We start from the raw sequence: 25,814 nt of genomic DNA, 5'->3' as shown, positions 1-25,814 counted from the left end.
CCGTGTGGCAATTCATTCAGTCAGGATTGCAAAACGGGGTCGCCGCCACAAAAAACTTGATCGTAGCGCAGCGTGCCTCCTGACTTCCGCTCACGTCGAATAGACCAAAGTTCATCTCATCTCGATTTGTGTTCGAGGGTTCGTCGCGGCGTCATAGAGCTGATACAAGGCAATGTGGACGATTGTCGTCTTCGCTCCATTGGACTGACGCCCTGCTGGTTGCGCTCAAATGTGCGGTATGGGCATTACCTACCAAAAATCTAGACCCGCAAAATAGATAAACACCTATTCGACGACTGCCCGCGGCAGGCTGAGCTTCCTTTGGTGACAAGCGTGCGGCACATTAATCATTTCCCCCTCGCGCGTTACGAGTTCTCTTAATAACATTAGGTAACGCCTGCTAGTCTCTTAACCACGACGACGCTAGGTGTATGGTTCCTTGCGTCTTCAGTTCTCAATTGAACGCCACCGCGATGTGCATTCACTTTCAAAGCGATGACCATCGGCGCGACTGAGAAGCATTTTTTGAATACGCGCCGCGAAACGTGAGCACTGCGTTGAACAATCACCTTGGATTATTAAGTGGCTAACCAAAAGACTATCGCAACGGAGTCGACGATATTTTCATCGCCTAACCCTCAACAGATATGGTGCTATACACCTGCTCTCATTAAAACATCGACCGGAAGACTGATCGTGACTTTCGATGTCGGCGGCCCCGGTATTTCAAACGTTCCGCATGTCTCGAAAAAGACTAGTAAGGAAGCGATTGGAATAGTGATGGTGTCCGACGATAGAGGGGAATCTTGGAAAACGCAGCAGACCTTCCCGTTTTGGCACGCGCGGCCGTTCGCTATTGGCACACAAATATACATACTCGGTAATGCCGGTGACCTTTTTATTATTCGATCGGATGACGATGATGAAACATGGTCGGTTCCACATGCCCTTACAAGCGACGAGCTTTGGCACGGCTCAGCGACAGGATACGTGTTAGAAGGCTCCAAAGTTTACATCTGCATGGATAAACGATCCCGACTCGACATCAAAGGCTGGAATGTGGCCGGACTCACTCCTGTCGTCTTGAGAGGGAATGCTAGCTCCAACCTGCTCAACCCAGAATCGTGGACGTTTTCTAACGGTCCATCCTATGCCGATCTTTGCCCAAGTGATTGCGGGGATTTCTTCGGTGTTCCGTTCTATCCCTGCGGCACCCGAGAACCTGCGATGCTCGAATGCGGACGGGTTGCCTCTCCGCCAGGCTGGCTAGAAGGGAATGTCGTGCGAATTAGCGACGCAAGGCACATCTGGCACGACTCAACTCAATCCACTCTTCACCTTTTCCTTCGTGCGAATACCAATGGACACGGATATGCCGCGGTTGTTCGAGCCGTAGAAAAGCATGACGGAAGCATCTGCATCGAGCCGGTGTCAACACCTTCCGGCCGTAAACTCGTTCATCTACCGATGCCAGGAGGAAGTCTAAAATTTTACATTTCTTATGACGCTCAATCTGCAATGTATTGGTTGGCATGTAGCGTAGTCGATGATTCGATGTGCAAAATTTCAGCATTACCAGAGGGACGCCACAACTTACCAAGCAACCAAAGAAACAAGCTCGGTTTGTACTTTTCTCGCAACTGCGTCGATTGGATGTTTGCAGGGATGATCTCTCAGGGAAACACTGAACGCGAGGCGAGAAATTATCCCTCCTTTATCTTTGACAACGACGATCTCTTGATCGCAGCTAGGTCTGGCGACACCGAAGCCAAAGATGGGCAATACACGAACTTAATAACGCTGCATCGTGTTCTCAACTTTCGCTCTTTGTTGTATTGAACCTGATCTGCCGTCAACGAACTGGGAAGGAAGAACAATATGTCACTTACTTTAGAGGTCTCTCATCAACTGTTTCGACGTGCATGCAAATCTATACCGGGCGGGGTTTCAAGCAACAATCGCGCGAATTGGCATCCGTTTCCACTATTCTATTCGTACGGAAAAGGCGCTTACATTTGGGATGTCGACGGTAATCAATACATTGATTTCGTGCTTGGCCGTGGCCCCCTCATTCTTGGACATTCGTGTGAACCAGTAGTCGCAGCGATCGAACGACAGGCGCGAAAAGGGCAACTGTTTGCTGGCCAGACACTCGCTGAGATCGAACTTGCTGAGCTTATTAGCGAATTGGTTCCGGGCGCAGTACAAAGTCGCTTCTGCAATTCTGGATCAGAGGCCGTCCATGCGGCTCTTCGACTCGCCCGTGCAGCGACCGGAAGGACCGAAGTTATACGCTTTGCCGGTCATTACCACGGCTGGTATGACAATATCAGTTGGGGATTTAAAGGTATGGATACCGAAGGAATCGCTTCGAAACCCCTGGCATTGTCAGAGGGACAGCCTTTATGTGACCGCGAGAACATTTCTTGTCTTCAATGGAATGATTTGAGAAGCTTAGAGGCGACAATTAACGAAAGGGGCGCACGCATAGCGGCAGTCATTACGGAGCCAATCATGTTCAATGGTTACTGTAGCAACATCCTTCCGTTACCCGGATTCTTACAAGGCATGAGAGAACTTTGCCGAAGACACGGGATCCTGTTGATATTCGACGAAGTGCAGACCGGCTTTCGGACTCATATTGGGGGTGCTCAGTCTTATTTCGGAGTGCGACCTGATATCTCTGTGTTCGGCAAAGCGATGTCGGGCGGTGCTAGCTTGGCCTGCGTATCTGCCGCGGAAACGTTGATGAGTTCATTTGCGTTAGGCAAATGTATCCACAGTGGAACATCCAATGCTTCACCAATTGCTATCTCAGCGGCCCTTGCACACCTTCGAACTCTTAGCGATGTATCCGCTCGCTACTTATCAATCGTCCACGAGCTTAGCAATGTACTGGCGACTGGCCTAAGCTCAATGGCTACGATGTATGGCGGCGCCATGCAAGTCCGAAGTAGCCCCGGAGCGGTCACAACAACATTCCGCACGCATGTCGATCAGCCAAAGGACCACATAAGCGCCACGCACAATTTATCTGAAGCAACGTTGAGACGGTGGCACGCGGCGCTACAACAGGAGGGCGTGCGCATAACGCCCGAAGGCTTGTGGTATGTCTCGGCTGCGCACTCGATGGAGGATATTGAAAGAGCCTTACAAAAGGCTCAGAAAGTTTTGCCAACGGTGATTACAGCAGCGAGGCAACGTTGAGATGAACAAAAATCAAATCGCACATCTGGTCCGGCCGCGAGAATTTGTTTTGGAGACGATTACTTTACCCGACGAGCCCCAAGCTGATTTCGTCCGCGTTAAGATATCGCACTGCGGCGTATGCGGCACTGACATGTCCTTCTACCTCGGGCATCGTTGCGAAGGGTATCCGATATCCCTTGGCCACGAGCACTATGGAACGGTATGCGCGAAGGGGTCCAACGTTAATACGGTTTTGATCGGTGACACCGTCAGCATCGACCCAAACTACAGATGTGGCCATTGCCGCTTCTGCGCTCGAAGCCAAGGGCATTTGTGCGAGCATTCTGGAAGCACGCCTTACACAAATCGTGGCTATGCACAGCTGATTGACATTCACTATAGCCAACTGACGAAGCTACCCTTCCTGCACTCAGAGTATATGGGCGCGCTTGTAGAACCGCTATCCGTAGCGTTAAATGCCTTGTCACTTACAGCGAATCCATTTACAGACCGACGAGTGCTTGTGCTCGGTGCAGGAAACATTGGTACGATGCTTACATTCGCGCTAATGGAGCAAACTGATGCCGACCTTACATTACACGATCATGTGGCTGAGAAAGTTGATAACTTACGAAGTCTCTATCCAGCGCGGATCAATACATTAGCTCAAAGCAGGCATGAATCATGGGACATGATATTCGAAGCGAGCGGCGCATCTAGTGGATTCAATAGCGCATGCTCCCTACTCGACAAAGATTCGCAGATAATCGTGCTCAGCCGTTATCACGCTGACGCGCCGCGACTGCCCGACCGCCTACCTTGGAAGCAGCCCATGCTTCGTTTTTGCCACTTGAACGGCAACGGGGAATCCATGCGTGCTGCCGCGAATCTTTTGCGCGACAGGTGGACGCCCCATCACGGTTACTTAACGAAAACTTATCCGTTTGCCGAGATCAATCGAGTTTTTCAAATTGCTGATCAAGACCCAGCTAATAAGAAGATTATTGCGATGGACGACGTTTAGCGCCATCACCGTCGCGCGTAGCCGCAGTAGCTAGCAATCGTTGATATATAACTGTCGGAAAATATCTTTTGGTCCGTATCATGACAACAATTACCGTCATTCCCTCGCGTTTAGCATCTACCCGTTTACCAAACAAAGCTCTTTCAGACATCAATGGCTCTCCGATGATCGTCCACGTATGGCGCCGGGCGATCGAAGCTAATTTGGGCCCTGTGATTGTCGCGTGCGCGGACGAGCTAATTGCGCAAGCCATTCGTTCCGCCGGGGGCACTGCAATCCTTACAGACCCAGCTTTGCCAAGTGGATCTGATCGAGCCTACGCCGCGCTTAAGGAGTTCGATCCAACAGGATACTATCGAAAAGTGGTAAATCTGCAAGGAGATATGCCCACCGTAGAGCCGTGCGCGCTGCGTTCTTTGATGGTGCCATTCGAAGATCCGAAAGTCGAGATAACAACCCTGGCCACCGTTATTAAGGATGCTAAGGAGTCGACATCTGAATCAATCGTCAAAGTAAGCGCAGTATTTCGCGAAGGAACGCTTTTAGGAGCATGCGCCGACAATCAATACGCTTTTCCGATCATCGGTCGTTGCATTTACTTCAGCCGTAGCCCGATTCCTTGGGGAGAGGGCCCGGGACTGCATCATGTTGGCCTATACGGCTATCGGCGGGACACTCTCAAAAGATTTTGCAGTCTTCCCATGGGGCAGCTGGAGCAGCGTGAGCGACTCGAGCAACTGCGCGCCATCGAGGCGGGGATGCACATTGGTTTAGCAGTAATCGAGACTAACCCACTTGGCGTCGACACGTACGACGACCTTCAGCAAGCACGGCGCCTGCTGTGATCATGCGAATAACGGCGCGCCCACAGACTGTCCACACGAGAGGATGGCACCCGCCAAAGTCGTTAGCGTAGTTTCGCTGACGACAAGATCGCGAGAGGTGCGCGAAATGTAGCGAGCGTTACCTCTATCTCGGAACATTCGGCGGTTAAGCGCACACAAACTGGATCGACCGATACCGATGGAACTGCTTAAAGCAGTTAACCTACGAAGCAACACCGACAGGGCAGATAGCGATCTAAGTTTGAGAATGCGCCGATTTATGAAGAATTCCATAACGGTTTCACGCTCGCCGTGGTTCGGCGGTCAGATGCCGTAGATGGCGCCTTCAACACCTCTCCAAATATTTCCTTCGCTAAGGAGAAAGCGCAGCGTGGGCGCATTGGAAATCGCTTCTGCCCTTGACTTTAAGTGAGAATGCTTGGGGGTATGGATGCGAAGCAAAATAGAAGCATTTAGGATTCGACTGCGTCGCGTCCGCATCGAACTAGGTGAGTCTCAGCGGAAATTTGCAGCGCGAGGCGGGGTGACAGAGAAGACCCAATCCAACTATGAAAACGGCTCGCGCGAGCCGAATTTACTCTATCTCTATAATCTTGGCATATCGGGAATTAACCTCAGCTATTTGTTGACAGGTGAAGAATTTGAATCTCAACTTCACCCGAACGAACAGCATTTGATACGCGAGCTTCGAAAACACGACTGCGAGAAGCGTGACAAGCTTCTCTCTGCCGTATTAGCGATGCTCAGTGCGTCCCGCTTGTAACGACTGAGGCATCCGATCTTCGATTAAGTGTTGACTCGTGGCATGTTGCTGGATCAACGCGGTCAGGCGCCGCCTCATTTTTAGCGCAACTCCAGAAAACCACAGCAATGCGGTCTCTTACGCCGTACCCCCGCCGAGACCCTCTTGTTGTTGATGAACGGGGACTTTCTACTTAAACAGCGGTCGACCCAAAATTTTCAACAAACGAGGGGCTTCCGAAGTTGAGCATGTTCAAACACACATCTAGTGAATATCATTTTAGATCATGCCAATCCACTTACACTATCAGACCGGTACGAAATTCGCACGGTTGCAAGCACCGCTCGTTCATTTAAATGGCTCCGACGAAATCGCTATGGAATCTGGAAAGATAGCCCGATAGATAGGCTGCATCCGTATGTCTAGCATTCATTGGGCTGCGACAAACGCGTGTTCGACTTCAATCCGTGCGTCGAAATGATGCTAACGCCGTTGAGCGGCATTTTCCGATAACCCAGATAGCTGGTCGTCTCGGCTTCTCCGCAATCAGTAATCGACCCGCCCTTTCTACTCAAAGAGGAAAAGAAGCATGAGAAACGAATTAATTCTATTTAGAAATTTCGATTTCGACGGTGTCATATCGGTTCGATATATCGGTCCCACCTGCACCAAACTCAATAACTTGCAGGTTTTTCGCGATAATGTGGTTGTCGAAACGCGCCAGTCGATGCCTCCGGACCAGGATCTTTATTTCGAGAATATGCCTATCGGAAAGTACAGGGCAAAGGTAATTCGCACCCTGCCTGACGGCACAGTGTCGGCACTCGAAACAGCAGAAATCGACATCACCGGAAGCAACCTGATACCGTCCGCAATCGACACGCGCCAACCTGGAAGAAAAAGCCTCAAGGGCGGCCACCGACTCTACGATAACATCGAGGAGTACTACATCGAAGTCAAGTTCGAGCCCGGCGGCCTTAACAAGTTGAGGCGAGAGGCGGCCGCGGCGATGCCACTTTTCCTCGGGTCGAAGGGTGCGCTAACATTTTCGCCGGTTTATTCGCCCGGCACGCTGAAAAAGCGTGGACGTGAGCATTTCGCAGAATTTTATCGAATCGCCGGCTCCATTCCCAAGGACCAGTTGATCCCGCTTGCTCTCGAGCTGGAGACGCGAGATTACGTAATCTATTGCTCGGTGACACCTAACACGGCCGGCATGGCACCGCCAGAGTCCCCGCCCAGAGATGGTGCCGCGACGAGAGCGGAAAGTCCCCCGCTCGCTCCGAATAGCGCCACGCCAGATTTCGCCTCCCAGCAGACTTATCTGGAGGGCGGCATGGGAATGAATGTCCGGAGTGCCTGGAAAGCGGGGGCCACCGGCTATGCCGCAACAGTCCGTCACCTCGACTTCGGTGTGTACCGCAACCACGAGGATTTGCGCAACATTACGGTCGTCACAAGCCGTCCCGAGACTGACAACTGCAATCATGGCACCGCGTCCACTGGATGCGTGGCAGCCACCGCCAACGGTTTTGGTGTGACCGGTGTCGCGTTTGATTGCCGCTTCTACTTCTACGATATATCCGACATTGACCGCCTCGTCAGCGATGCGCGGGAGGGTGACGTGATCGGCTTGAACATCCAGTTTATGTGGAATAGCAAGCTTATTCCGGTGATCGACAACAAGTCGTGGTGGGACAAAATTTACGCGCTTTACCAGCTCGGTGCCACGGTTATTCTTGCTGCAGGCAACGGAGGGCTCGATCTGAGCCGACCCGGCGTCATCAACGACTACGGTGATTGCGGCGGCCTGCTTGCCGGGGCCTGTGATCACAGCACGGGCAGGCGAGAGTATTCCTCCAACTATGGCCATCACACGTCACTGATCAATTCGTGGGGCGACTGGAGTGTAACGACCACCGGCTACGGAGACCTGCAAGCCTTACCGGGAAATGACCGTAACTACACGTCAAAGTTTTCAGGAACTTCGAGCGCCACGGCACTATCGGTCGGCGCTGTTGCGGTGGTCCAAAGTCACTCTTTATACAAGTTCGGCGTAATGCTTCATGCTGGACGAATAGGTGCGATCCTTGCGCTGACTGGGGCGGCGCAGGCCCTAGAGGACGGCATCGGTCATCGCCCGGACGTCGGGATGGCCATTCAGTTTATTGATATGCACTTCGAATAGCGAGCCCTCAAATCCTCGGCGGGGGAAATCCACATGGAGGTGCTGTCCTTGTTGTGCCGCTGGCGCGCTTCGATGTGACGCTAAGCCGTCCCCCTCTAAGACTTATCGTACAGGACACCCATCGTAGACGAAAATCCCACGCACTATCGCTCGCGGACATTCGTTGATTAATGTCAAAGGAGATGCGCTTACTCCGCTCCTTGGTTGGTCTTTCGAAAGCTTCGATCTTTAACATCCGTTAGTCCATTTACGGCGTGCATTTTAGTGCAAAAAACTTTGGCGAACTCACAAGTCTTTTCCACGCCTACAATGCAAACGCAACCAAAAGCCACAACTCTGGGTAAAGGAATGATTAAAAACACCGAAGCCGCGAAAATGCTCTATATCGCGTTGCTTGAGGCTAGTCACGATTTGAGCGATGCGATGGTGCAGATATGGGATCTTCTCGACGAAGATGAGCGAGTACGTTGCAAGAAAGCCGTTGCTCGAATGATAGCGGAGATCTATTTCGACGGCATCGCTAGCATTGAGCAGATGCATTCAGGCTTCAGTGCGAGTAAGCACGCAAATCAGCGTGCACATGTCGGCACCAAGGCGAGTCCTGCACGCGGGAGCGCAGCGCCTATGCTCAATCGACTCGCGAGGCCCAACCATATTTCAGCCGCAAATCAATGTGAACGCTGCCCTAACTGCGCCCCGTCTCGCTCCACCATATTAGAAGCTTCGCCGTTTTCATCGGAACAACGGCCTGATACAACTCCACGCGTTTGAAGCGCGCAGATATACGCTTGAAGGTATTCGGCCTTCGCGCGAGCATCGCTATCTGCATCGTCGACTATTCCGAAAAGATCTTTTCCAACCGCTGGTGATAACTCGGCGTAGCGACGGGTTCCATCGCCCATGCCGCCGGCGGCGGCGCTTGGATCCGAGGTATGCTCATTTCCTGCGTTGGCGATTGCGATGCGCAGCCGGCGAGTACCATCAGCAACAGCGGCGCGATTTTTTGCATTTTCAGCGTCATGGGATGTCCTCTCACGGTGGTATTGATCGTCGAGCGCAGCGATACGCGCGGCGGCCGCGTTGTGAGCCACGATCGCGGCGATTCCGGCCTTCGCTGCGCCTTCCAAGAGGGACGCGAGCTTTTGCGCGTTCGCCCCGTTGTCCCGCGCATGAGCCGTCTGCTCCTCGGCGAGTTTGCTGCCGTCGAAAACGTGCATCGAGGCGCCGCCGAGCGCCATGCCGATTGCACAAGCGACGAGGTGCGGGGCATACCTCATAGGCCTCGCTCACAAAGCGCACGCTCCTCGGCCCGCCGCTTTACAAGCCCCGGGAGCACCCTACCGCGCGAGGTCACCCACTGCGCGCGTCCATCGTCTGACTCGTTCATCGCTCGACATGCACCGCTCCAGTCGTGCGTGTTGAATCGCTTTGCGGTCGCGCTGCTGCAATAGGCCTCGCCGCCAATGTTGTAAGCGAAGCTCACGGCTGCGGCGAGTTGGTTCGGGTGGTCCCTCAAGACTGGCGTGCACTTGAGCACGTCGTCGGCGTGCGCCAGAAGCTGCTCGTTCAACGACACCCAACATTCGGCATCACTGTACGGGCGTCCTACGAAGACGTCGTGGGTGTCGCCGCTGCACTTCGTGGCAATACCGACGGGATCGAAATAACCGCGATGCACAACACCTTCAAATCGGGGGACGATGCAGTACAACATCGCGGCGGCGGCCGTGCCGACCACGCCAGCAAGCACGCCGTTTGCTAAATTTGCCATCAACAGCCTCCATAAACGACGAAGCCCCGACTGCCGACGACAGACGGGGCTTGATTGCTGTTCAATCGAATCAGACGTGAGCCGACTCGCGTTCACGCGCGCGTTGGTCACGCCGGTCTTTTCTCCAGGCGAACACGAAACTCGCGCCGATGTAGGCAAGCGTCGCCACCGCCACCCACCAGTTGATATCGTGCTTGCCTAACCACAGCCACATGTTTCCGCCTACCACGGGCGCGCACCTCGCCGCGCTCGCAACAAATTCATCGTTCATCGCCTCTCCCAAATCCATACTGGTGAGCGATCGCGCAAGCCGTTCCGTTGCAATGGTTAAAAAAAGCCGCCCGGGGGCGGCTTAAAGACCATCACCATGCTTCAAGATACCTCACCGTGCGCCGCAGTCCCGACGCGGGCGAACGCACTACTGCAAGGCAAGGCCGATTTTGGCAACACAGCGTTTCTGACGCAAGCGCTTGTGGGCGCGCTTCAGATGCAAACGGTGTGGATTTTCGGCTGTACGTGATCACTCGTTCCTATTTAGCTTCATCGCCCTTCACAATTGCTAAAGAGCGCATTTCTCCTACCGCTCTATGTCCGTCATCCCGGCCCCGCGCAGATTCGCCCCTGCCAGGTCCGCCCCCCGAAGCTTAGCGTTCTGCAGACGCGCGCCATCTAGGTCCGCGCCGCTTAGGTCAGCTCCGCGCAAGTCAGCTTCGGACAGGTCCGCGCTGCGCAGACATGCTCCGCTCAGATTCGCACCTTCAAGCGCCGCTCGCACGAGAATCGCGCCTCGCAAATCAGCGCCACGCAGGTCTGCACATGTGAGCTTTGCTGCAGTGAAGTCGACATCGCAAAGTGAGGCGTTCGCGAGTTTCACATTCACGAGCGGCGCACTGCCCCGATGCTCGCCGCCAAGATCTGCGTGACTTAAATTCCTGTTCGCGGCTTGACTGAGATCGTCAGCAAGGTTGTCGCTCTGCGTGGTTAGAATCACCGCGCCGGTATGACGGTTTTTGATCTCAGTGCCACGCTTCCATGACGTGTCGCTGCGAATTGCGCCGTCGAGGTTCGCGCCCTCAAGCATCGCGCCGCTCAGGTTGCAATCGCGCAAATCAGCCCCTTTCAAGTCAGCTCCGTACAAGTTAGCGCCCATCAAATCCGCGCCACGCAATACAGCCCCAGCCATCTTGGCATTGACCAAATTAGCGCCGCACAGAACGGTACCGCTCAATTGCGCGCCAACGAGCACTGCCTCCTCTAGATCGGCACTGCGCATATCGGCTTGTTCAATCGTAGCTCGTTCCAGATTCGCCCCCACCAGATTTGCGTCGGCCAGGCGCGCTGCGCGCAACTGCGAATCTGATAGCGGAGCGCCACTAAATATTGTTGTTCTACCCAGGTCGATATGGCTGAGATCACGCTTTTTGGAAACAGCCTCACGCAGCGAATCTCGGAATTTATCGTCGGTTTGCGTGAGGACCAGTTCGCCCGTTCGGCGATTCTTATAGTCGAAACCTTTGTTCCAAGGTAGAAGTCCCCACCTGGTCTCGTTCGCTTGCATCCGCGTCAATCCTTTTCGTATCGCATGCCAGGCCCGGCTTCACTCGGAAACCAGGCGCTTGAATGAGGGCTATTGAAGTCGCCAGATGGAGAGGGGATCGCATAGATCGCCCGGACCCAGCAATATCCTGAACGGCGCTCGGCTACCCGCATCCGTGCGGAGCCAATTTCGCCGTATAGGTTGCCCCTGGCGTCAGTGAACTTGTCCGTCTCACCTAGGCGAATCTCAACGCGCCATTGCAGTGTGTCCGTTGCGCCTTCGATCTCGCAGTCGATCATCAACGCTCTACGATCACGGCCCAGGCGCAGGTCCTTGATTGAGACCAATCCATTGAGCGTCCGGCTCACCTCAGCCACCTCCGACAAGCGACCGTCCCACACCTCGGCCTGAACGCGCGCTGTGTAGTTGCCGGGCTTTAAGTCGTGCACGACCCACTCGCACTTCGTGTTTGCAAGCCGCTCTTTCTTTACTTCGTGACCCGACTCATGCCATTCAATCAGATACTGCTTGGCGCTGGCCACCGCGCCCCACGATATCTTGGCCGACATTCTGGCACCGTAGTCCGCGAGTGCTTCAAGGCGTAGGGCGCTTGGCGCGGCAATCGGCACATAAGCTTGATCGGTCTTGTCAGTCGCCGCCGCATTGTCGACGAGCGCGAACTTTTCTGACGCATGCCGCGTCGCCGTGATCGTGAAAGACGTTCCGTCATGCGATTCGGATACACCGACCACGCGATACAACTGCCGTACCTCGGCTGCCGGCTGAAACGTCCAAGCCGCACCCCGAACAGGCGTCTTTGGAAGCGGCCCGCTAGGCATTACCTCGGTACCGTGTACGCTCTCAATCCCCACGCGATGAATGCTCGCATCCGGCATCATCAACGTAAGGTAACTCCCAGGAAGGGCCTCGACCTCCCGGTCCAGGATCACACGGCCTGTATCCGTCACAGCCTTAATTCGCCCACCTATCGAACGCTGCGAGCGCAACGGATCGGCAATCTCGATCACCTGTCCTGGAAGCGCAAGCGCTCCATCCAGACCGACACCGAATGTCACGGTGTCGGTCTCCAAGCGCGAGGTCTCAAGAAGCCAATGCCCAGCCCGTTGCGCCTGCGATCGGCTGGTACAGCCAAACGCTGTGATTTCTGCCGTGTTGTAACCGTATAGAGCGATGCCATCAAGGTCTTCGACGCTTTCAACGGCCCGCTGAAATCCGTTGTTCGGGTCACACCATGTGACCATCACCGCCGTGTAACGTGACTTCAGCGCGCTCCCGGTGTACTTGAACACCCCTTCCACGACATTGCTCGGGTTGTAAATATATGCCGGATCGCACGGCATGTCGGCCGACGTCAGCACACTGCCCGCGCTCCAGTAGGCAATGCCGCGAAATACGCTCGCAAGCTGTTGCAACAAGGCGAACGCGTGCGAACGTGTCGTGATGTAGCAATTGCAGGTGAACCGCGGCTCTGTGCCGCCGCCACTACTTGGAACCTTCTCGTCGCAGTACTTCGCAATCGCATATAACGCGAAGCGATCGACATGGGAATCCCGCAGCCAGGCACCAGCGCCGTAGCGGCCGTTGAGAAGGAGATCTCGAAAGATCCATGCCGGATTGTCTGTCCACGCGCGCTTAAACTTCCCGGTCCACTCCTTGCCGTACTTGCGGCCGACCGGATCGTAGTTGTCCGGTACTTCAACCAGCAACCCCTTCACGTCGTATGAGCGGACTGGAATTCGGTCGAATTTATCGGAGGTGATGCGCATCGCCGCCACTGCGCTAGCGGGATATTTGAACTCGCCGGTTCGCTTTTTTGTGTAGCTCACTACATGTGCCGTACCGTGCTTCTTGCCGACACTTTTATCTTGATCGATCTCGTCCGCACGCGAGATCTCCAGCACAAAGCGCGCACCTCCGACCAGCTTTACTGGAAACGTAAATGTCTTGCTATAGCTCTGGCAGATCCCCGTGATCTCTTTAGTCTCAACTTTGGGTGCCGGAACGTTCTCGCGTGCCGGATCGTACGACGGTGCAAACTGAAGTTTGATCGTCGCGTTGGTGTGCCCCTTATTCGAATCCCACCACAGATCATTCACCTGGACAGTAACATCCACCTCATCCACGTCCGGCTCTGCGACCTCGATCTTACAGGGCGTGAATTGCGTGACCTTGATTTTCTTTCCGTCCTTAAAAGCGTCGGCCAGACGACGCTGAAGCTCGACGCCCACTTGCACCTCACTTGAGGCCGCCGTGACCCACTTGATGGCGTCCTGCTGAGCCTTCCCCTCGACAAAATCAAATTTTTCAACTTCGAAATTCAAGCTCCCGTCGTCATTTTCGACTCGAACGCCGTCCAGATACACAGAGCGACGCGGAACAGCTTTAGCGGGAAATGGACCAACGTTGTTGGCCAATCCCTCTATCTCTCCTTCCGAAATAAGATCGACAATGGTGCAGCAAAGGCGACTGTTGATAACCGTCTTCTCTTGCCCTTCAATGCCGCCTGACGTCTGCGTCGCGACCGGCGCAATGTCCTGCTCGGCCGCACGCGCCGGAGCATCGATGGCCTGGATGTCCGCACTGATCACTGTTGATCCAACGCGCATGCGCCCGTATAGCAAAGGCACCGGACCACCTTGAGCGACGACGTTCTGGATGCCTGGCATCCCGTGTTGACTTACCGGGCTCGGAGTCGGCGTCTGCGGCGAGAGCATCTGCGCAATTCCCCCCAGCGCCAAGGAGCCGCCCATGAGCATCATGTCGATGCCAAATTTATTGCCCGGGATAAGCCACATCGAGGCGGCCCCAGCGGCGGCAAGCGCCACGCCTGCGATCGTCTGGAATATCCCGCCGGCCTTACTGCCCGCAATCACCGGAGCGATGCGGATCGGCTCGCCGCCCGAGGGCCAATCGAGCTGCGTCTTATCGACATTGCGTTGGCCCACGAATACCGCATAACGCACGCCCCGCTGGCCGCTTCTGACGAGCTCCTGCCAGAATCCGGGAATCATCGTGCTGAGCGCTCGCAAGGCATCGCGAGGCGAACGCACGACATAGGCGTGGTCGCGACCGAACTTGGCTCCCAGACTCCCATAGAGCCTGATCGAGCGGACTACATCTTCCAATTAATCGTCTCCCGATGACGCAGCACATGCGTCACGTGTTTGCGGTAGCGTGGCAGCAGCTCGCGTCGCGAGAGCTGACCCCAAAGGTGATGCAGTATCTCGTCGTTCCCAAGATAGACCGCGGCGTGGTTGGGCACGCCGTATCGGCTCGCAATTGCCATAAGTAAGACGTCGCCCGTATGCAAACGCGCGTCGAACCCCAGGCTGATGAAGCCCGCCGCTTCGTAGTTGTCGAGATACAGCGAGCACGCAGTATCGGTCCACCACTTTCCGGCGCGTTCGAAGTCCGGCAACTCCAGCCCAAGTGCGGCGTGATAATAACGACGCACGACGCCGTAACAATCGTCCACGCCGTGCACAAAGCGCGCGCCGATCAGCGGCGCTGTGGCAGTCGCTCGGGCGATTACTTGCGCCGTGATGTGATGAAGGCGGCCAGCGTGGACGGCCCCGTGCTGGTCGCGCTGCACGCTTTGAATAAACCACACTGGAACGCCTGACGCCCCACATGCCAACAGGTCATCAAGGCTTGGCAGAGCACTCGCATCAGGATGCGAATGAACGATGGCCTGCACGGACCCCACATCTTCTGCGCAAGAATAGGCGGCCGCTGAAATGGAAAAGTGCTCAGACGGAAGATTCGAAACATTGGCGCACGGCAGGTAATCGCCGTTCACGATTAGCCCGCACGATTCGTTTGGATAACACGCAAGCGCGTGCGATTCAATTGCCGCACGCGTGCACCCGGCAAGCATCACCTATCCGCCTCGCGAAAGCGCGCCATCCGCGCCCGCAGCGGGAAAGCCGCCAAAAGGCAGCGGCACGTCCTTAAAGCGCTTTCGGCAACTCGACAATCGCTTACCGCACCTATCCTCTTCCGGATTCTTCGTGTTGATGTTGTTGCGCGTGAAGTAATCCGTTCCACGATAACCGCATTCAGCACCGCGGTACTCCCATTCGCACACCGCACTGATAATCTGGCGTGCAGGCAGTTTGCGCCCCGACAGATCCAAGGGTGAACTCAAAGAGAATTCGACCACCGCCGCCGTTTCAAGCGTCTTTTGCTCAATTAGCCACACCTCGACGGGCATCTCCGCATGCGGGTCTGCCTGCGCGCTATCGTCAAGATACTGCGCAAGCGTTCTGCGTCGTCGCACCGGCGCGCCCACGAGATCGGCAAACCGCTCGCACAACTTCGAGATCGCGCCATCCAGATTTGCAACGCTCAGCGTAGGCGTGGGTTGTGCGGCGCCCCCCGTTCGTCCAAAGCCCATAATCTGCACGGGGAACGCATGGTACTGCTGCCCTTGCCATTTGATTAAGCCACCGTGCTGATGCGCGTGAAACCGCAGAACTTCACCGCCTCGGCTTGTCAGATCGAGCTCGAATAGATTGATCAACGCACCCGGCTCCAGTCGCTGCACATCCGCACGTGCAGCATTGATCACTTCACTCATGCGTCGAAGACCTCTTTGAATGTCACGCTCAATGCGTAAAGATCGCCGCCGAGCGCGCGGGTTTGCACACCCTGCTGCGCGTCGAGCCTGAAAAGACCACGCGTGCGTAATGGCGGTGTCCAGTAAAAGGGGGCACTACCGCGCGTGGCTTCGAGAAACGCGCGGATTGCGCCGATTTCTTGCCCGTCACCAACAAACCGAAGCGGCCACGACTCCGTGACGTTACGCACGCCGTCGGCCAACGCCTGGCTGTAGCCGTCGCCGAACTGCACCGTGTGCACTCGAAAGTGCGTGATTCCCTCCGCACCAACAGAAGGTGACCAGGTAAAGGTGCGATGCATAGCTGATATGCTCACGCAAGCACCCCTTGCGACATCAAATAACCGACTCCGCCCTGCCCGCCCATTTTGCGCGCAAGCTTCTGGTCAAAGAACGCCCCCACCCATTCCTGCAGCGCGCGAAGGTCATGATCGCTCAGACTCAAGCCTCCATGATGGTGAACAGCCAAGTGAACCTGTGCGCCTTCCGATCGCGCCGCGACCGCGGTCGACCCGCCCGCGAGGCCGCTCGAGGAGAAATGCGCCAAGTGATTGGAATTGATTGCCTCGAGCAGCGCATAATGCCGACGTGCTGAGGCGGCGTTCACCACGTACTCTCCGTTGGACAACATCGCAGGAATGCTGTCGCTTGTGCCCGTGCCCGGCCCAGAGATGGATCCGCCCTGTGCGCGGTGGGGCAGCAGCTTCAGAAGCTGCGCAACCACCCCTGTGGTCGGTGACCAATCTATGAGACTTGCAAGAATTCCGCCCATTGCCTGGTGCAATGCAAGTTTCGACAGATCAGCGAGCGCGCTGGCGACAAACTCTCTCACACCGAGCTTGCCCGTTGTCACGAACTTCGTCACCGCGTCTTCCATCCGGCTCATGACGTTGACCACCGCGTGGCGTGCAGTTTCCGCGTGAGCTTGCGTGTCCTTGAAGAACTCCGCCATGCCGTGGTTTGCACCTTCGAGCCAATCGGTTTGGTGCCTCCTGAGCTCCGCGTAATACCGGTCATGGTTCGCGATCGATGCGACGAGACTCGCTTGAACATCCGCCACCGCTCGTCGATACCCATCGCTGTTTAATACGTCTGAGCTTGCGCTCCTTCGCAACTCATCAAGCTCGCGTTGGTGCTTGCGCGTGATTTCGTTCAGATCAGCTTGCTCGTCTTGGCGCACTGGAGCCGCGTCGCGCTCACTGAGCGCGCGCGCGTAACGGCCAGCTTGCTCCTCGCCGTACTCGCGTAGGCTCTCACGCGCATGCCGCGCCTGCACGGCAATCTTCGCTGTCGCCTCGCGCAGCTTCAATTCTTTCTCGATGCCAATATTGCGCTCAAGTTGTAATCGAATGGCTGATTGGGCATGCGCGAGACTTTGTTCTTCCCTATTCGCGGCGTGGGCCTTTAATGCGGCCATCTTCTCGTTGAATCGCGCGAGCTCCTTTTGCGCGTCGCTAAGCTTGCCGGTCGTCGACATCTGCGCCCGAAGCGCAGCAGCCTGCTCACGAAGCCGATCGAGATAACGCCTTGCGGCATCATCTGTGTGTGACGCCCGCCTGTCGGCCGTTGGCGCATGGTAGAGCGACTCATTGTGAGCAAGCGTCTTCTTCAGATCCGCATCGAGCCGTGCCCCAAGCTCGCGAAGCTCCTGATGACTCTTGCCAGCCGCTCTGGCGACGCCCAGGATCGCATCCTTGGCTGCGCGTGCGCTGGCGTTCGCATCGTCAAGCTTTTCCTTCCACGAGCGCATTGACTTCATCTCTTCGTCGTGATGCGCCATCATGGATCCCAACGTGTCGACACTCTTCTTGTGCGCGTCTGCTTTAGATGCTTGGTCAAGCAGAGCACGCTTGCGGCGCTCAAGCGCCGCGATTTCCCTTTCAATCGCCTCCGTGTTCGTCCCGAACGGATTAGCATCGGCGTCATACAGCATGCCTCGCTGGGAAGCGATCGCATCCTGCAACTTCGCGAGCTCGTCGCCCTTGCCTGTCACACCCCGCCAAAAACGCTCCCACCGTTGGCCAAGAGTCTCGTAGCTATCCGTCATTGCCTTGTTGTCGGACACGACGGCTTCTCGCGCGCGTTCGCTCGCCGCTTGTACGAACTGCGCCCATGCGCCCGCTTTGTCGCCGGATTGTTCGACTGTACGGATCTGCTCGATCTGCGCCCGGCTCAGGTCGTGGTGCGTGTCAGCCCAGTTCCGCGCGGCTTGGGCAGCATGTCCATACGCCTGCTCGAATTGACGCACTACGTCCTCTGTCGAGTGCCCCGAGACCTTTGCATAGGCCGCCACACCCTCGGCGACTTGCAAGAGATCTGCCGCTGCGACGCGCCCAGACTGCGCGAGAGTCATCAACGCCTGGCGTGCGTCGTTCGTCGACACGCCTACGCGGTGCGAGAGAGTATCGGAATACACCAGCAATTTGCCCTGCGTGAGCGCTGCATAGTCGCCAGTAACAACCATCGCATGATCGAGCTTCTCTTGCTGCTCGCTGAGTGCGTGGATGGCATGATAAGCAACGTATGCGCTTGCACAAAAGGCGCCTAAGGCGATGCCCGCCGGCCCGCACAGCATCGGCAGGACATCGATGCGCTCACCTAGCACCATGAGCGAGCCCATGAAATTCTTCCAGCTACCTTGCATGGCTTCGTGCCCAAGCACAAATATTTCACGCCGAGCAGCCGCCGATCCAGCTCCGAGGTGATTCATGGCGCGTGATGCCGCCTCGGCCTTCGCAATCAATGGCTCCGCGGACTCGGCAATTCCAAGATTCGCTGCCCTCAATCGCATCAGATCGAACCGTGTCTTACCTGCGGTCTCGGCCACTTTCTGAAAGCCCTTCACCGCAGCATTCACCTGACGCACGCTCGCCGCAGCGCCGCTATTGGCCGCCTCCTCAAGCGCACGTGCTACAAGCGTGCTGTTTGCAGCCATATCCTTCTGACAGGCTTCGAACCTTCGGGCGCTCGCTTGCTGATCAGCGACGAAGCCCTTGCTCGCTCGTTTTACCCGCTCCATGCCCGTTTCGAAACCGGACGCATCGGCGCTAATGCGAGTGACGACCTCATTAGCCACGATTTGCCTCCATCAGCTTCTGCTCGACGACCTCAGCCATCTTTCGAGCCGCCTCTGACTTCTTGGCGTCGAACGCGGGTCGCATGAACGGCTGCGCTGGCGTTCGCGAACTACCGAACTCGATGTCGTGAATGGCGCGCGCGAGCGTGCGCTTCGTCAACGGCACCGCGTTCCGTTTGCCCAGTTCCACAAAGCGGCCATAAAAGGCATCCGAGCTCCAGGTGACAATGTAGGAGGCAAGCTTGCCGGGCACTGATTCCTCTTGATCGTATGCGATCAGAAGATGGTCTCGCAGGAATCCAGGAGAATGGGGGCGGCCGAAACGCGTGCCGATGCGATCGCCTACCGGCACGCGCCGTTTCGCTTCGTCATGAATCACGCGAGCGCCGGACACCGCCGCTTGGCGGAGCGTGCTTTCACTTGCCGCGTCATCGAGCTTGGCGAACATCTCAGTCAACGCCTCAAGATTCTCAACACGATAGTTTTTACTCACTCTCAAGCACCTCCCCATTGCGCACGACGAGGCGCTTTGCGCCGAAGCGTTTGGCTGCGTCCAGATTGACACCAAACGTGTTGGCCACAATCTCCTCGGCGCTGCGCCCACTAGGCTTTGAATTTTCGCGGCTCCAACCAGACCAAGGCGTGAACTCTGCCGCCGTCGCGAGCGGTGCTTCCTTGCCACGATGGATGTTGTACAACAGACTCATAAGTGTGCCGGCCCGCAGATCTTCAATGTGGCCGCCCCACGGTTCGAGTTCGAACAGCGCCACCCAATCCGAATATTCGGCACTGAACACCTCGAGCTTGGCGCGCCGCACCGACATACCCAATACCATGGCAATGCGCATCCACATCAGTTTCTGCGGGCTGGCTTTCAGTTTTTTGTGGCTTCCTCCTGGGCGCGGTTACCGAGACCGTTCAGCCGCATCGCGATCTGCGCGAGTTCTTCGAGGAGCGGCTTGCGCCCCGCACGAAGCGCTTCAATGTCGTCTCGACAAAACAGCGGCTCACCGGCTTCATCAACCACAGTGGCGGCGATCAGCGTCGCTTCAAATGCGCTGTTTCCAGCGCGATCTTTAACGCTGTCGTAAAGCGCGTCGCGCGCCGCGCCCGTGAGCTCGCGAAAGCGTACTCGCTCACCTCCGAGTGCCATGACGTTCTCATCGACGATATTGGGCTGAAGAGCCGATAAAATTTGTTCTCGTTGCATGTCATGCCTCTTTCGATTGGTTTTGCGAATGAGATAAACGTTAGATAGAGCCTTACTGCGAATTCGACTTTTTACCGAACGCAATCACGATCTCGCCGCTCACCTCCAAGTTGACGGAGCTGGTCAGCATTTGATCGACCTTCGCCGCGATCGGGAAATCCTTCACATGCGCTTTAAAATTGATCACCGTTCCTTCCGACAAAGTGAGTTGAAACTCAAGCAGCGTTCCGTTTTTTCTCGCGTTGAACAATGCCTGATGCGACTTCTCGGTCATATTCACGTGAAGCGCGAGCGTCACTTGCCCCCAATCCTGCATACCGCGCTTTTTCTCTCGACCGGTGCTATTCAAACGCGTGACGTCAACCAGGTTTGCCGAACCCGTGAAGCTTGAGATGTCTGTGAAATTTGCTACTTCGGCAAACGAAGCGTTGTCATCGCTTGCGTCCTTATACGCCAGCGTGGTGCCTTGCGATGGAACTGCGGTCGACTGCTGTTTATTTGAGTCGTTATCTGCGCGAAAAATATCTTCCGGCGTGGTTTTCTCTGCCATTGCCTTTACTCCGTTATTCAAAAATCGCCGCGGCGGTCCTGCATCACGTTCTAATAAAACTTGCCCCAGATACTCACATCAAGATGACTTCCAAAGAGGCGGGTCTCGTGTTCAAAGACATCCTCAGGTGCGCCTAGAGGCACCGCGCCAACCGTAGGGTTGACGATCGCCGAGACGACTTGATGCATCAGTTTCGCGCGACCCTCAGACGTAGTACTCCACACGGAAATCTGCACTCGTGCTCGGATTACGCCCAAAGGTTTGCCGCTCAGACCGACGGGAAAACGTCCGCCGGCCATCTGATAAACGATCCACGGGGGGCGAACATCGTCATCCACCACGTCTTCGAACACGCGCCCGTCGGCCAGATGCGCGAGCGCATTACGAACGATTTTCCCGGCGCTCATCGGTGACGCAGATAAGTTGGATGTACTCGCGCCGAGCAACATCCGGCTGCACTTGCTCAATGCGCATGACGAGGCCATCAACCGTCAAGCACATGCCCTGCCGGATGGCCTTGCAAGCTATCCGGCTATACCGAATACGCACGCTTGCTCGCGTGATGCTGACGGGCGCATCGGCCGCAATGATCTCCTTGCCGCTTTGCATAATCACAAACGCGCGCGTCTTAATGACAAGCTCCCACGCGATCGATTCACGATTTGGATCTCGTACACGGCGCTCGATGCGCACGGTCCGATTGAACACTCCTGCCGGCATCAAAATCTCGATGGCACGCAAATCGGCGCGAGCAGCACGTCGGCATAGCCACCTGGCATCTCGCCGATGGCTTGTCCCCGTGCATACAGTTCGCGATGGTCATATGCCCATGCGGCCGCCAGAAGCATCCACGAACGCACCGATGGATAGCGCGACAGGTCGATGCCCGCTTGGTAGGTGATCAAAACCGTACTGGCATCGGGCCAGGCTCTATTGGCCTTGGGCGCGAGAAGCGTCTCACGACCCAGCTGCACAACCTCATAGGTATTGCTATCCAGAGTTGTCAACTCTTCCGAAGCAATGCGCGATTGCACGCTTTCGACGGTTAGGACCTGTCCAGTTGACAACGGGATTTCGCCTCGCGGGAAGCTAGCAAAACGCTCGACGTACCGCGCGTGGCGAATCGCAGCGCCCGACTTACTTTCCGCCGCCTGCCGCGCGCCTGGGATCACAGTTCGCTCAATGAAATCGCGCTCATCCTCGTCGTCAATTCGGCATTGCGCAGCGACATCTTCGAACGTCAGTGGTTCGGCATCCAAGTATTTAAGCAGCAAAGCGGCCATTCAGTTTAACCGGCGAGTGAACTCATCGAGGGTTGTTACAAACCCCAGCGTACGCCGATGAGCACGGCAATAGATTCGACGTGGCGCGGACCAAAGTCGTTCTTGGCGATCACCCGGATCAACGTCTGGTCACGTTGAAAAGCGCTGACTACCTGACCATCCGAATCTTTGTAGGTGGCCTCCTTGCTGTAGTCGATCTCAAGCGAATCTTCTTCGCCGATGAACAGGTCGCCGAAGTCAGCGAAGTAGACCTCCGACGCATTGGTCTTATCGGCCGGCTTGCCATCAGGATCGCCAATAATCGGAACTTGCGTCGTCCGCCCGACCGGATAACCCTTCAACATGCCCTTGTCGAGCTCCGGATAGACCCTATTACCGGTTTCGTTGCGCAAGCTCGTCAGAAACCGGAACACGCGCGGCGCCATGATCCATCCCGGCGTGATCATGTTTGCGTCCGCACCCTCGAGTGCCAGAATTACCTTATTCAAGTCGATGTCGACTTTCTGCACGGACGACCCGTCACTTGCGGCGATCTTGTTTGTCTGAACCGCCCAGTGACGGAGGCCCTTCGGTGTGTTCGAATTTCCGTCGTCGAGAATGAATGCTTTATCCTCTCGAGAGCCGATAGCACTGGTCAAGTCACTAACAACGATCTGGTCGACATTTGGATTCACGCCCGCATACTTGAGCAGATCGTTTGCGATCGGCACCAGCGCGGCAAGCTTTTTCGCCGTAAGCTTTAAGTCGTCGAACTTCGGTTGTGCGGCCGGGATATCCGTGTCTGCGCCGATATAGCCGACTACAGCACCGCCCTTTAAGCGTGGAATCGTAATGTTGCCGTTCGACAGCGGCAGCGTGCGTGCTCCTAGGTAGCGAACAACCGACTTCGGACGCAGCAACTCGATCACTTCGCTCGAGAGGTTTGTCGGCACCAGGACGCCACCCGCACTCGAGGTGAGGGTGTTTAGCGACATGGCGACGTCTTCACCAAAACCGCGCTCCAGCGCCAACTTGGAAGCCAACTGCGTGTCGCCACGCGCTGCGGCCAGCGCGCGCACCATACGCGCCACCTTCGCGCCTTTCACCTCCGGCATCTTCGGCTGCGCCGGAACGCTCGGTGCCCCGCCGCTCGCCACCGCTGCCGGCGTCGGATCGATTGCAACTGCCGCCGCGGCCGCCATGCGCTCGGCCATCTCTGCCCGTTCGATCTGTGCGGTGATCTCGCTGAACTTCGTACTCAAACTAGCAAATTCGACATGTTGCTCGGCAGACAGCGCAACGCCTCCCGCTTCGCTCGCCGCAAGCGCTTGGACCTGCTGGTTAATGTTCGCGCGTTCGCGGCGAAGTTCGTTGATATTCAAGATCGATCTCCAAAAAAAGCCGCCTGAAGGCGGCAGTACTCGTTCAGCCGCGAACGCGCTGACGTGCGAAACTCGTGTATGTCAGTAGGTACTTCGCATCCTCATCGCAGCGGCCTGCGCGGCAACGCTTCGCCGTGAAGCCGTGCTCGCCTTGCGCTCGCCACGCGACGCTCGTATCTCTGCGGCTATCCGATTCACAGCAGACTGAGGCGTTTCGATACTGTCGGCCAGTGCCGCCTCTACTCCTTGCTTCCCAAAGAAAATTCCCGCCTGCGTGTCCTTGACCGCCTGAGTGGTGAGGCCTCGGAAGTTCGCGATTGCATCGACGAATTGCGCGTAGTTTGTTTGCACTACGCTAGTTAGATGCTGGAGTGACTGGTCACTCAATGGCTCGTGGGGCGTAAGATCGTTCTTGCGGTCGCCAGCGAACACCGAGGTAACCTTGATGCCCTGCTGCTCGTCGCGCTTGGACATGTCCAGATGCTTGGCGATTACGCCGATCGAACCGACACCAGAGCTCTGACTGACGATCACGTTCGACGCGGCCGCCGCGATCAGGTAGCCGCCCGAGAACGCGGAGAAATTGACGATCGACGTGATCGGCTTCACTCTCGTGGCAGCACGGATGTCGTTGGCTAACTCGAACGCACCCGTCGCGCTGCCGCCGTTGCTGTCGATGTCAAGAATGATGTGCTCGACCGCGGGATCGCTGACAGCCTGGTTCAGCGACGCGCGCAGTCCTTCATAGCTCGTCATCGGCTCACACGGGTTCATGTGCGCGGAGCGCGATACAAGGATGCCGGCGACCGGAATGATGTCCAGACCAGTATCGGCAACCACTGTGCGTCGGCGCTCGGATGCCGCCGCCATCTGCGCGCTGCCGCCAAAGTCTCCGTCGTCGGTGACTTTCGGCTGCGTGCCGTGCACGCTCAAATTCACGATATTCAGATACAGGGCCTGATTAGCCCATTGGACCGCCAGCGACATCATGTGATCACTAACGAGTTGCGGCTGATTGAAAATCAGGCTCGCGAGTCTGAGATGTGGCTTCAAAACAGAATCCTTTCGACGTCTGCAACTTGGGCTTTAGTGGGCTGAGCTTCGCTCGGCGGCATGGGCAGCGGCTTGGATGCGTCCACCATATTGAGCGGGCTCAGATAGGTATCGCCGCCATCCACTGGCGGCATGTTCTCCAAGCGCCGGATGTCATTGCTTGACAACCAGCCCCATTGACGCCCAACCGCATAAGCTGCGTACCGCGACGCCTGGTCACCCCGCAGCAGCCCTGCCAGGTTGTATTCGATGAAGTACCGTTTGCGCTCGGACGGCAGGAGCAAATCACGCGTTTTCGCCTGTTCGTGCCGCTTGACCCATGGCAACAAGGTATAGATCACAAACTGAATCTCCTGGTGCTCGATGTTACTGAACGTGGCCCGCTCAAGTTCGTTCACCATGTGCGCCGGAATCTTATAGATCCGCGCGATGTCGAGCGCGGAAAGCCGCAACGCATCGATCAAAGCCGCGTCAACGTTAGTCATCGACAGCGGCTTAAAAGTCATTCCCTCCTGCAGGAGCGCAACCTTCTTTGCATTGCCGGAGCCTGCGAACTTCGCGTTCCAGCTGTCGGTAATGCGATCGACACCCGCTTGATCCTTGATGGGCGGGCTTGCACTCGGTCGCTCAATCACGCCGGAGAGCACAGTGCCATTCAGAAACGACCTTCCCGCATACTGCTGTATCGCCTGAGAATGCCCAATCGCATTCGCATGGAGCAAGATTGGGGACAGCCCTGTATAACTATCGAGCGTGATCCAGCGAACGTGATGGATCAGGCGCTGGGGCATCGGCTCCCTGCCAAAGGCAATGTAAACTGGCTTGAGATCCCCACCGCGCTTAACTACCACCGATTCGCTCGGCAGGGGATAGAGCCCTCGAACGACCCCATCGCAATCGCGATCGATAAAGCTATAACTATTGCCGCAGAGTCCGACGGCAAGCTGCGACTGCTCTTGGTACTCGAACGGGGTTTGCCACGAGTTCGGTTCGTACTTCAGTATCGAATACAACGGGTGATTAACGGCTGGCTTCCGATCATCGCCAGATCGCTCATACAGCTCGATCGGCAACTGCGCAATGCTTTCGGCCAACAAAGTGACGCAGGCCTGCAGCACCGTGAGTGATAGCGCGCTTTGCTTGGTAACGATCTGGCCCGAGTCGGAGCGCACGCTACCCAGAAGCGACGAGATCCATCCGCCTAAACCTGTCTGCGAGACACCGACGCTCGGCAATAGATGCTTGCTAAAAAACACTACCTACTCCTTTGCCTGCGTCGCCTGCCCGATGCGAGCCGCGGCACGGTCGGCAAGGTATGCCCAGAACAGAAGGAGCAGTCCCGCCAC

The 25,814-nt window shown here is 56.3% G+C and carries 26 protein-coding genes; 6 read left to right on the top strand and 20 right to left on the bottom strand.

Translation table 11 applies throughout. The features are described 5' to 3' along the window. The first annotated feature begins 696 nt into the window (after window positions 1–696). The 6 genes from P9292_RS15800 (at window position 697) to P9292_RS15775 (ending at window position 7,988) form a co-directional block, all read left to right on the top strand. Window positions 697–1,839 carry a hypothetical protein gene (locus tag P9292_RS15800; RefSeq protein WP_309842352.1) on the top strand — a complete coding sequence of 381 codons (1,143 nt, stop codon included), beginning with the start codon at window positions 697–699 and terminating at the stop codon, window positions 1,837–1,839. 39 nt (window positions 1,840–1,878) lie between these two features. After that, the gene (locus tag P9292_RS15795) at window positions 1,879–3,207 is read left to right on the top strand and encodes an aminotransferase class III-fold pyridoxal phosphate-dependent enzyme (protein WP_309842350.1); all 1,329 of its coding nucleotides are present in this window, start codon (window positions 1,879–1,881) and stop codon (window positions 3,205–3,207) included. A gap of 1 nt (window position 3,208) precedes the next feature. Continuing rightward, a complete protein-coding gene (locus P9292_RS15790; RefSeq protein ID WP_309842348.1) occupies window positions 3,209–4,213 on the top strand; it encodes an alcohol dehydrogenase catalytic domain-containing protein in 1,005 nt (334 codons plus the stop codon). An 80-nt stretch (window positions 4,214–4,293) separates the two neighbouring features. Then, window positions 4,294–5,058 carry a 3-deoxy-manno-octulosonate cytidylyltransferase gene (locus P9292_RS15785; RefSeq protein ID WP_309842343.1) on the top strand — a complete coding sequence of 255 codons (765 nt, stop codon included), beginning with the start codon at window positions 4,294–4,296 and terminating at the stop codon, window positions 5,056–5,058. Window positions 5,059–5,488: 430 nt separating this feature from the next. After that, the gene (locus tag P9292_RS15780) at window positions 5,489–5,821 is read left to right on the top strand and encodes a helix-turn-helix transcriptional regulator (RefSeq protein WP_309842341.1); all 333 of its coding nucleotides are present in this window, start codon (window positions 5,489–5,491) and stop codon (window positions 5,819–5,821) included. Window positions 5,822–6,389: 568 nt separating this feature from the next. Then, window positions 6,390–7,988 carry a S8 family serine peptidase gene (locus P9292_RS15775; protein WP_309959932.1) on the top strand — a complete coding sequence of 533 codons (1,599 nt, stop codon included), beginning with the start codon at window positions 6,390–6,392 and terminating at the stop codon, window positions 7,986–7,988. A 285-nt stretch (window positions 7,989–8,273) separates the two neighbouring features. On the opposite strand, the gene P9292_RS15770 is transcribed toward P9292_RS15775, so the two are convergent. From P9292_RS15770 to P9292_RS15675, 20 genes are all read right to left on the bottom strand, one after another. After that, window positions 8,274–8,528 (bottom strand): hypothetical protein, encoded by a 255-nt coding sequence (locus P9292_RS15770; protein ID WP_309842336.1) that lies wholly within the window; start codon window positions 8,526–8,528, stop codon window positions 8,274–8,276. A 128-nt stretch (window positions 8,529–8,656) separates the two neighbouring features. Then, window positions 8,657–9,226 carry a lysis system i-spanin subunit Rz gene (locus P9292_RS15765; protein ID WP_309842333.1) on the bottom strand — a complete coding sequence of 190 codons (570 nt, stop codon included), beginning with the start codon at window positions 9,224–9,226 and terminating at the stop codon, window positions 8,657–8,659. Between the two features lie 35 nt (window positions 9,227–9,261). Continuing rightward, window positions 9,262–9,759 carry a lysozyme gene (locus tag P9292_RS15760; protein ID WP_309842330.1) on the bottom strand — a complete coding sequence of 166 codons (498 nt, stop codon included), beginning with the start codon at window positions 9,757–9,759 and terminating at the stop codon, window positions 9,262–9,264. 70 nt (window positions 9,760–9,829) lie between these two features. After that, a complete protein-coding gene (locus P9292_RS15755; RefSeq protein WP_309959930.1) occupies window positions 9,830–9,973 on the bottom strand; it encodes a hypothetical protein in 144 nt (47 codons plus the stop codon). A 363-nt stretch (window positions 9,974–10,336) separates the two neighbouring features. Next, window positions 10,337–11,317, bottom strand: a complete 981-nt coding sequence (locus P9292_RS15750; protein WP_309959928.1) for a pentapeptide repeat-containing protein — start codon at window positions 11,315–11,317, stop codon at window positions 10,337–10,339. Window positions 11,318–11,322: 5 nt separating this feature from the next. Further along, window positions 11,323–14,442, bottom strand: coding sequence for a phage tail protein (locus P9292_RS15745; protein ID WP_309959926.1), 3,120 nt, complete (start codon window positions 14,440–14,442; stop codon window positions 11,323–11,325). Further along, window positions 14,430–15,194 (bottom strand): Mov34/MPN/PAD-1 family protein, encoded by a 765-nt coding sequence (locus tag P9292_RS15740; protein WP_309936392.1) that lies wholly within the window; start codon window positions 15,192–15,194, stop codon window positions 14,430–14,432. The genes P9292_RS15745 and P9292_RS15740 overlap by 13 nt, the downstream gene beginning before the upstream one ends. 3 nt (window positions 15,195–15,197) lie before the next feature. Continuing rightward, entirely contained in the window at window positions 15,198–15,896 is a 699-nt protein-coding gene (locus P9292_RS15735; RefSeq protein WP_309959923.1) for a phage minor tail protein L, read from the bottom strand. Continuing rightward, window positions 15,893–16,252, bottom strand: coding sequence for a phage tail protein (locus tag P9292_RS15730; protein ID WP_309959921.1), 360 nt, complete (start codon window positions 16,250–16,252; stop codon window positions 15,893–15,895). Before P9292_RS15730 ends, P9292_RS15735 begins: the two co-directional genes overlap by 4 nt. Then, the gene (locus P9292_RS15725) at window positions 16,249–18,780 is read right to left on the bottom strand and encodes a phage tail length tape measure family protein (RefSeq protein ID WP_309959919.1); all 2,532 of its coding nucleotides are present in this window, start codon (window positions 18,778–18,780) and stop codon (window positions 16,249–16,251) included. The genes P9292_RS15730 and P9292_RS15725 overlap by 4 nt, the downstream gene beginning before the upstream one ends. A 223-nt stretch (window positions 18,781–19,003) precedes the next feature. Continuing rightward, on the bottom strand, window positions 19,004–19,522 hold the full coding sequence (locus P9292_RS15720; protein ID WP_309959917.1) for an HK97-gp10 family putative phage morphogenesis protein: 519 nt from the start codon (window positions 19,520–19,522) through the stop codon (window positions 19,004–19,006). After that, entirely contained in the window at window positions 19,497–19,865 is a 369-nt protein-coding gene (locus P9292_RS15715; RefSeq protein WP_309959915.1) for a hypothetical protein, read from the bottom strand. Before P9292_RS15715 ends, P9292_RS15720 begins: the two co-directional genes overlap by 26 nt. Before the next feature lie 20 nt (window positions 19,866–19,885). After that, window positions 19,886–20,221 carry a hypothetical protein gene (locus P9292_RS15710; RefSeq protein WP_309959913.1) on the bottom strand — a complete coding sequence of 112 codons (336 nt, stop codon included), beginning with the start codon at window positions 20,219–20,221 and terminating at the stop codon, window positions 19,886–19,888. A 52-nt stretch (window positions 20,222–20,273) separates the two neighbouring features. Then, complete coding sequence (locus P9292_RS15705; protein ID WP_309959911.1) at window positions 20,274–20,771, bottom strand: phage tail tube protein; 498 nt, start codon at window positions 20,769–20,771, stop codon at window positions 20,274–20,276. A gap of 50 nt (window positions 20,772–20,821) precedes the next feature. Continuing rightward, window positions 20,822–21,178 carry a DUF3168 domain-containing protein gene (locus P9292_RS15700; protein ID WP_309853935.1) on the bottom strand — a complete coding sequence of 119 codons (357 nt, stop codon included), beginning with the start codon at window positions 21,176–21,178 and terminating at the stop codon, window positions 20,822–20,824. After that, window positions 21,153–21,491 (bottom strand): phage head closure protein, encoded by a 339-nt coding sequence (locus tag P9292_RS15695; protein WP_309853938.1) that lies wholly within the window; start codon window positions 21,489–21,491, stop codon window positions 21,153–21,155. Before P9292_RS15695 ends, P9292_RS15700 begins: the two co-directional genes overlap by 26 nt. Further along, window positions 21,491–22,054 carry a hypothetical protein gene (locus P9292_RS15690; protein WP_309853941.1) on the bottom strand — a complete coding sequence of 188 codons (564 nt, stop codon included), beginning with the start codon at window positions 22,052–22,054 and terminating at the stop codon, window positions 21,491–21,493. The genes P9292_RS15695 and P9292_RS15690 overlap by 1 nt, the downstream gene beginning before the upstream one ends. 35 nt (window positions 22,055–22,089) lie before the next feature. After that, window positions 22,090–23,415, bottom strand: coding sequence for a phage major capsid protein (locus P9292_RS15685; RefSeq protein WP_309853944.1), 1,326 nt, complete (start codon window positions 23,413–23,415; stop codon window positions 22,090–22,092). Window positions 23,416–23,496: 81 nt separating this feature from the next. Next, a complete protein-coding gene (locus P9292_RS15680; RefSeq protein WP_309958772.1) occupies window positions 23,497–24,468 on the bottom strand; it encodes a S49 family peptidase in 972 nt (323 codons plus the stop codon). After that, window positions 24,465–25,724 carry a phage portal protein gene (locus P9292_RS15675; RefSeq protein WP_309853950.1) on the bottom strand — a complete coding sequence of 420 codons (1,260 nt, stop codon included), beginning with the start codon at window positions 25,722–25,724 and terminating at the stop codon, window positions 24,465–24,467. Before P9292_RS15675 ends, P9292_RS15680 begins: the two co-directional genes overlap by 4 nt. Between the last annotated feature and the right edge of the window lie 90 nt (window positions 25,725–25,814).

The organism is Caballeronia sp. LZ001 (assembly GCF_031450875.1).
GTDB lineage: Bacteria > Pseudomonadota > Gammaproteobacteria > Burkholderiales > Burkholderiaceae > Caballeronia.
The sequence above is the reverse complement of the archived record's forward strand: the minus strand, read 5'-3'. Positions and strand labels throughout refer to the sequence as shown.

Coding starts and splice junctions, on each gene's coding strand:
- P9292_RS15795 (WP_309842350.1), top strand. CDS start 1,879: ATGTCACTTACTTTAGAGGTCTCTCATCAACTGTTTCGACGTGCATGC.
- P9292_RS15790 (WP_309842348.1), top strand. CDS start 3,209: ATGAACAAAAATCAAATCGCACATCTGGTCCGGCCGCGAGAATTTGTT.
- P9292_RS15785 (WP_309842343.1), top strand. CDS start 4,294: ATGACAACAATTACCGTCATTCCCTCGCGTTTAGCATCTACCCGTTTA.
- P9292_RS15780 (WP_309842341.1), top strand. CDS start 5,489: ATGCGAAGCAAAATAGAAGCATTTAGGATTCGACTGCGTCGCGTCCGC.
- P9292_RS15775 (WP_309959932.1), top strand. CDS start 6,390: ATGAGAAACGAATTAATTCTATTTAGAAATTTCGATTTCGACGGTGTC.
- P9292_RS15770 (WP_309842336.1), bottom strand. CDS start 8,528: ATGCATCTGCTCAATGCTAGCGATGCCGTCGAAATAGATCTCCGCTAT.
- P9292_RS15765 (WP_309842333.1), bottom strand. CDS start 9,226: ATGGCGCTCGGCGGCGCCTCGATGCACGTTTTCGACGGCAGCAAACTC.
- P9292_RS15760 (WP_309842330.1), bottom strand. CDS start 9,759: ATGGCAAATTTAGCAAACGGCGTGCTTGCTGGCGTGGTCGGCACGGCC.
- P9292_RS15755 (WP_309959930.1), bottom strand. CDS start 9,973: ATGTGGCTGTGGTTAGGCAAGCACGATATCAACTGGTGGGTGGCGGTG.
- P9292_RS15750 (WP_309959928.1), bottom strand. CDS start 11,317: ATGCAAGCGAACGAGACCAGGTGGGGACTTCTACCTTGGAACAAAGGT.
- P9292_RS15740 (WP_309936392.1), bottom strand. CDS start 15,194: ATGCTTGCCGGGTGCACGCGTGCGGCAATTGAATCGCACGCGCTTGCG.
- P9292_RS15735 (WP_309959923.1), bottom strand. CDS start 15,896: ATGAGTGAAGTGATCAATGCTGCACGTGCGGATGTGCAGCGACTGGAG.
- P9292_RS15720 (WP_309959917.1), bottom strand. CDS start 19,522: ATGGGGAGGTGCTTGAGAGTGAGTAAAAACTATCGTGTTGAGAATCTT.
- P9292_RS15715 (WP_309959915.1), bottom strand. CDS start 19,865: ATGTGGATGCGCATTGCCATGGTATTGGGTATGTCGGTGCGGCGCGCC.
- P9292_RS15710 (WP_309959913.1), bottom strand. CDS start 20,221: ATGCAACGAGAACAAATTTTATCGGCTCTTCAGCCCAATATCGTCGAT.
- P9292_RS15705 (WP_309959911.1), bottom strand. CDS start 20,771: ATGGCAGAGAAAACCACGCCGGAAGATATTTTTCGCGCAGATAACGAC.
- P9292_RS15700 (WP_309853935.1), bottom strand. CDS start 21,178: ATGAGCGCCGGGAAAATCGTTCGTAATGCGCTCGCGCATCTGGCCGAC.
- P9292_RS15695 (WP_309853938.1), bottom strand. CDS start 21,491: ATGCCGGCAGGAGTGTTCAATCGGACCGTGCGCATCGAGCGCCGTGTA.
- P9292_RS15690 (WP_309853941.1), bottom strand. CDS start 22,054: ATGGCCGCTTTGCTGCTTAAATACTTGGATGCCGAACCACTGACGTTC.